Origin of the sequence: Bradyrhizobium sp. 31Argb (assembly GCF_043638955.1) — a bacterium.
Classification (GTDB): domain Bacteria; phylum Pseudomonadota; class Alphaproteobacteria; order Rhizobiales; family Xanthobacteraceae; genus Bradyrhizobium.
The window spans coordinates 1-5,149 of sequence record NZ_JBEGDB010000410.1 but is presented as its reverse complement, the minus strand read 5'-3'; the positions used below and the strand labels follow the sequence as shown (position 1 = coordinate 5,149).

Sequence of the window (5,149 nt, the reverse complement as noted above, 5' to 3'; positions counted from 1 at the left end):
AAAGCTCGCGCCAAACTCGGCCGCGCCTATCCAGCCACCCCCAAAGAGTCAAAATCACTGTGATAGACCACTAGGCCCCGACCGGATCGCGCGCCTGGGCATCGCCCACGGCGTGCAGGGACGCGGCACCTTCAGCGACCTGACCGTCGAGGACAATCTGGCGGTCGGCGCCTTCCGTCGCCGCGACAAGGCTGAGATCGCAGCCGACATCGACCAGATGTATACCCTGTTTCCTCGCTTGCGCGAGCGCCGCAAGCAGAAGGCTGGCAGCCTCAGCGGCGGCGAGCAGCAGATGCTGGCCGTCGGCCGGGCGCTGATGCTCAAGCCGCGGGTAATGCTGCTCGACGAGCCGTCGCTCGGGCTCGCGCCGGTCATCATCGATGACCTCTACGAGGCGTTGCAACGCGTCAACCGATTGCAAGGCATCGCGATGCTGATCGTCGAGCAGAACGCCAATCTGGCTTTGGAGATTGCCAATGACGCCTACGTGCTTGAGACCGGCTCGATGGTGCTGTCGGGCACGGCCCGAGACGTGTCCAAGAACGACGGCGTCCGCGCTGCCTATCTTGGTAACTGATTATCCGCGACCGGTCTTGGCGCATGCAGGCTACTCCAATAACTGAACAGAGAAGCTGACGATGCAGTACTTCTTTCAGCAGATCGTCAACGGCATCGGGGATGGCGCGATCTACGCGTCGCTGGGCCTTGCCCTGGTGCTGATCTACCGAACGACGAACATCGCCAATTTCGCCCAAGGCGAGATGGCGACATTCTCCGCCTATCTCGCCTGGCAGATGGTCGATTGGGGCGTGCCGCTGTGGTGGTCGTTTCTCATCGCAATCATCCTGTCGATGGTGGTCGGCGTGCTGGCCTACTTGCTGCTGGTCCGGTGGGTTCAGCACCGGGATGAATTGACGATCGTGATCGTGACGCTCGGCCTGTTCCTGGCTTTCAACAGCTTCGACGGCGCGATCTGGGGATTTCTGCAGCTCTCATTGCCGAGCCCGTTCCCCGAGAAGAGCTTCGCCATTGGCGCGTTTCGGTTCAATGCCGAACTGCTGGGCACGATCGCGCTTCTGATTGCGATCTCGACCTGCATGTTCCTGCTGTTGCAGCATACGCGGCTCGGCACCGCGCTCCGCGCCTCGGCCTCCAACGCCACCTCCGCGATGCTGGTGGGCGTCCCGTTCACGGCAATGATGGCGATCGGATGGGGACTGGCAGCCGGGCTCGGGGCGGTCTCGGGCCTCTTGGTCGGACCGAAGCTGACGCTCGATCCCAACATGATGGGCGCCATCATCATCTACGCATTCGCGGCGGCCGTGGTCGGCGGATTGACGAGCTGTCGCGGCGCGGTTGTTGGCGGCGCCATCGTCGGCATCTCGCAGGCACTATCGATGGCTTATCTTCCCTGGCTCGGTTCCGATCTGCAGATCCTGCTGCCGCTGATGCTGATCGTAGCTGTGCTGATCATCAAGCCTGAAGGTCTGTTCGGCAGCACCGTGGTGGTACGCGTATGAGCAGCATCGGAATTCCCGCCATGCAATCGGTCCGGCATGGCGAGGTGGTCGTCACAAAGATCGGCGTCGGCTTCGTGTTGGCAGTGATCCTGCTCGGCATGCCGCTCGTGATCCCCGAGTATCAGACATTCCAACTGACCGGCGTGATGACCTATGCCGTGGCGGCGCTGGGCCTCAACCTGATCACCGGCTATGTCGGTCAGGTCTCGCTCGGCCACAATGCCTTCTTTGCTTTGGGGTCGTATGCCGCCGTGCTTAGCGTCGCGTATCTGGGCGTCAACGATGTCCTGGCGGTCCTGATTGCGGCAGTTGTCACATTCATCGCCGGCGTGCTGGCGGGTTATCCGGCCAAACGGCTGCGGGGACTGTATCTGGCCTTGATCACGCTGATCCTCGCCGTATCCGTCGTCCCGCTGGTCAAGCAGTTCAAGGCCTATACCGGCGGCGCGGCCGGCCTGATGGTCGACAAGCCGGTGCCGCCGGCATGGTTCACGCTGGGCCAGGACGCATGGATCTATTACATGGTGCTGGCGTTCACCGTCGTTGTCTTCTGGCTGGTCAGGAACTTCGTCGGCGGCAGTAATGGCCGGGCGCTGGCCGGCATCCGCGAAGGCGAACTCGCCGCGTCGTCGATGGGCGTAGATGTCAACAGACTCAAGGTGATCGTGTTCGGGGCCGGTTCGATGCTGGCGGGCGTTGGTGGCGCACTTGCGACTTTTACGATCGGTTTCATTGGCCCGGACTCGTTCACGCTGATGCTGTCGATCAGCTTCCTGGCGGCGATCGTCGTGGGCGGGCTCGGAACGATCTGGGGAGCTTTGGTCGCCGGCCTGTTCCTGCAGTTCGTGCCGTCCTATGCCTCGGATCTCGGTCAGGCGTTCTCCGGTGCGGTCTATGGTGGTATCCTGATTGCATGCATGACCTTGATGCCGAATGGGATCGTCGGCTCACTAATGAAGATCATCGGCAATCGGCGCGAGGCCAGGAAAGCTGCCGATAGAACTGCTCCGAAAAGCGCCGAGAGAACGGCCGTGAAAGCCGCTGCCGACAGGGGCGTACGTGCCACCTGATCGCTCTGCCGGCTGCTCATGAAGGATGCGGCTCGGCCGGTGGTCGCTATAACGATGGAAGGAAAGACCATGACTGTACAAGTGCAAATCAATGGAAGGCTGAAGGCATCCGTGAGCGAGGCGGACAGCTCCGTGCGCCTTGGACCGACGCTTCAACTGTTGAATGGCGAATGGGTCGGCAGCGTCGATGGTCGCACGCTGGCGGTCGAATGCCCCGCCACCAAGAAGACGATTGCCCACACCCCGCGCGCGTCCGGGCAGGATGTCGAACGCGCGGTGATCGCTGCGGAAAAGGCCTTCGTGAGCTGGAAGAAGGTGACGCCGTCTCTGCGCGGCAGGGCGCTGCTCAAGATCGCCGACGAGCTTGAAGTCCGCGTTGAAGAGCTGGCCCGCATCATCGCCCACGAAACCGGCAATGCGCTGCGTACCCAGGCGCGTCCGGAGGCGCTGACCTGCGTGGAGGTCTTCCGCTACTTTGGCGGTCTGGCAAGCGAACTGAAGGGCGATACGCTGCCGCTGGGCGATGACATATTGAGCTACACGAGGCGTGAGCCGCTCGGCGTTGTTGGCGCGATCGTGCCCTGGAACGCGCCGGCGACATTGTCGTCGATCAAGATCGCGCCGGCCGTGTGCGCCGGCAACACGCTGGTGCTCAAGCTGGCCGAAGACGCGCCGTTCGCCGCCTTGTTCATTGCCGAAATCTGCAATCGGCATCTGCCGCCAGGCGTGTTGAATATCGTGACCGGCCTTGGTCCAGAATGCGGCGCAGCGCTCGCCACCCATCCGCGCATCAGCAAGGTGTCGTTCACCGGCTCGACCGCGGTCGGCCGCAGCATCCTGGCTGGCGCGGCGGACCGCATCGTGCCGGTATCGCTCGAGCTTGGCGGCAAAAGTCCAGCTATCGTTTGCGAAGATGCCGACGAGGATTGGGTCGTCCAGGGCGTTGCATCCGCGATGCGCTTCACGCGGCAAAGCCAGTCATGCACCGCCGGATCGCGCCTGTTCTTGCACCGGTCGATCTACGACAAGTTTCTCGACAAGCTGGTCGCGCTGACGAACAGCTACAAGATCGGTAATCCGCTCGACGAAGCCACCGACATGGGGAGTCTGATCAACAATAAGCAATATGGTCGGGTCTGCGGTTACATTGAAGACGGCATCAAGAACAAGGACGTCAAGCTGATCGCCGGCGGCCTGCCACCGAAGGAGGGCCCGTTGAGCGCCGGCTATTTCACCATACCGACGCTGTTCGCCAGCATGTCGAACAACTGGCGTCTCGCGCAGGAGGAAATCTTCGGCCCGGTGCTGGTGGCGATCCCATGGAGCGACGAGGTCGAGGTGCTGAAGATGGCCAATGACAGCCACTACGGCTTGGCCGGCTATGTGTTCTCACGCAACACGTCGCGCGCCATCCGCATGGCCCATGAGATCGATTCCGGCTGGGTCCAGGTCAACCAGGGCAAGGGCCAGATCATGGGCCAGCCCTATGGCGGGTTCAAGCAGAGCGGGCTCGGCAAGGAAATGTCGCTGGGTTCGATGCTCGAGGGCTTTTCGCGGCTGAAGACCGTAACTGTCAACTTGACGCTCTGATCGGCTTGCCTGGATTGGGGGAAACCGGGTACCGGTTTCCCGTCAATGATGGAACGCGCTTTGCGTGGAGATCATGCATGGAGGCAGATTGAAGCGCGATCGCTATTCGAACTGAAGCTATTTCCTTTTACGTCGGGGACCGAAACGTGTCGACCATGGCCCGGACGATCGCCTTCCGAAGTTGCCCAGGACCCATGTAGTGACCGAAATGAAGGTGAGCGACCGCATTTACAGTGTTGTCGAAAGGCAGATCAGCCAGCGCGAGTTGCTGCCTGGGGATCCGGTCGACGAAGAAAACCTGATGAGCCAGTTCGGCGTGTCGCGTACGCCGGTGCGCGAGGCCATTCTGCGCCTCAAGGCCGAGGGGCTGGTGTCCAGTATCTCCCGCGGCGGCGCCATCGTCTCGAAGATGGACTTCGCGCAGCTCCTGTCGGTGTGGGAGTTGCTGGCGGAGCTCGAAGGCCTATCGGCCCGCTACGCCTGCGAACGCATGACTAGCAAGGAGCGCGAGGCCTTGGCTGACGCCCATAAGGCGTCCCGCAGCGTTGTCGAACGTAACGACGCGCTCGGCTGGCAGCAGGCCAACATGGCGTTTCATGAGGTGCTGTACGCGGGATCCCGCAATCCGTATCTCCGTCAGGAGATCCTGCGGATGCGCACGCGAACCAGCGCCTATCGCAATCATTCGTTCGATGCGATGGGCTACATCAGTAAAGCTTACCAATATCATGGCCTGATCCTCCAGGCCATTCTCGAACAGGATCCATCCGTCGCCGCTAAGGCGGCTACGGCGCACCTGACGCCCGGCGAGGGAGCGCCTGGCGTGATGGAGATCATGCATAAGCTTCCGAAGGCTCTGCTAGGATGAGCCACTGGCCGCCTGCTGAGAACAGGCTAGGCCGTGTGGACAGTTACCTTATCCAGAGCAGAGTGGCGGCAATGGCGACGACGGCGAAGTAGTTTCGCGCG

5 protein-coding genes are annotated in these 5,149 nt (G+C 61.9%); all 5 read left to right on the top strand.

Translation table 11 applies throughout. The annotated features are described in order from the left end of the window. The coding region (locus tag AAFX91_RS38785) for an ABC transporter ATP-binding protein (protein ID WP_394570018.1) at positions 1 to 577 on the top strand (577 nt) is incomplete at its 5' end. 61 nt (positions 578 to 638) lie between these two features. Then, positions 639 to 1,520: a branched-chain amino acid ABC transporter permease gene (locus AAFX91_RS38780; protein WP_394570017.1), complete on the top strand. Its 882-nt coding sequence runs from the start codon at positions 639 to 641 to the stop codon at positions 1,518 to 1,520. Further along, positions 1,517 to 2,590, top strand: coding sequence for a branched-chain amino acid ABC transporter permease (locus AAFX91_RS38775; protein ID WP_130580655.1), 1,074 nt, complete (start codon positions 1,517 to 1,519; stop codon positions 2,588 to 2,590). The genes AAFX91_RS38780 and AAFX91_RS38775 overlap by 4 nt, the downstream gene beginning before the upstream one ends. Positions 2,591 to 2,659: 69 nt before the next feature. Beyond that, on the top strand, positions 2,660 to 4,180 hold the full coding sequence (locus AAFX91_RS38770) for an aldehyde dehydrogenase family protein (protein WP_130580656.1): 1,521 nt from the start codon (positions 2,660 to 2,662) through the stop codon (positions 4,178 to 4,180). Between the two features lie 208 nt (positions 4,181 to 4,388). After that, entirely contained in the window at positions 4,389 to 5,048 is a 660-nt protein-coding gene (locus AAFX91_RS38765; protein WP_394570019.1) for a GntR family transcriptional regulator, read from the top strand. Positions 5,049 to 5,149 lie beyond the last annotated feature (101 nt).

What these genes read in the sequence shown, in the direction of transcription:
- AAFX91_RS38780 (WP_394570017.1), top strand. Translation starts at nt 639, where the DNA reads ATGCAGTACTTCTTTCAGCAGATCGTCAACGGCATCGGGGATGGCGCG.
- AAFX91_RS38775 (WP_130580655.1), top strand. Translation starts at nt 1,517, where the DNA reads ATGAGCAGCATCGGAATTCCCGCCATGCAATCGGTCCGGCATGGCGAG.
- AAFX91_RS38765 (WP_394570019.1), top strand. Translation starts at nt 4,389, where the DNA reads ATGAAGGTGAGCGACCGCATTTACAGTGTTGTCGAAAGGCAGATCAGC.
- AAFX91_RS38770 (WP_130580656.1), top strand. Translation starts at nt 2,660, where the DNA reads ATGACTGTACAAGTGCAAATCAATGGAAGGCTGAAGGCATCCGTGAGC.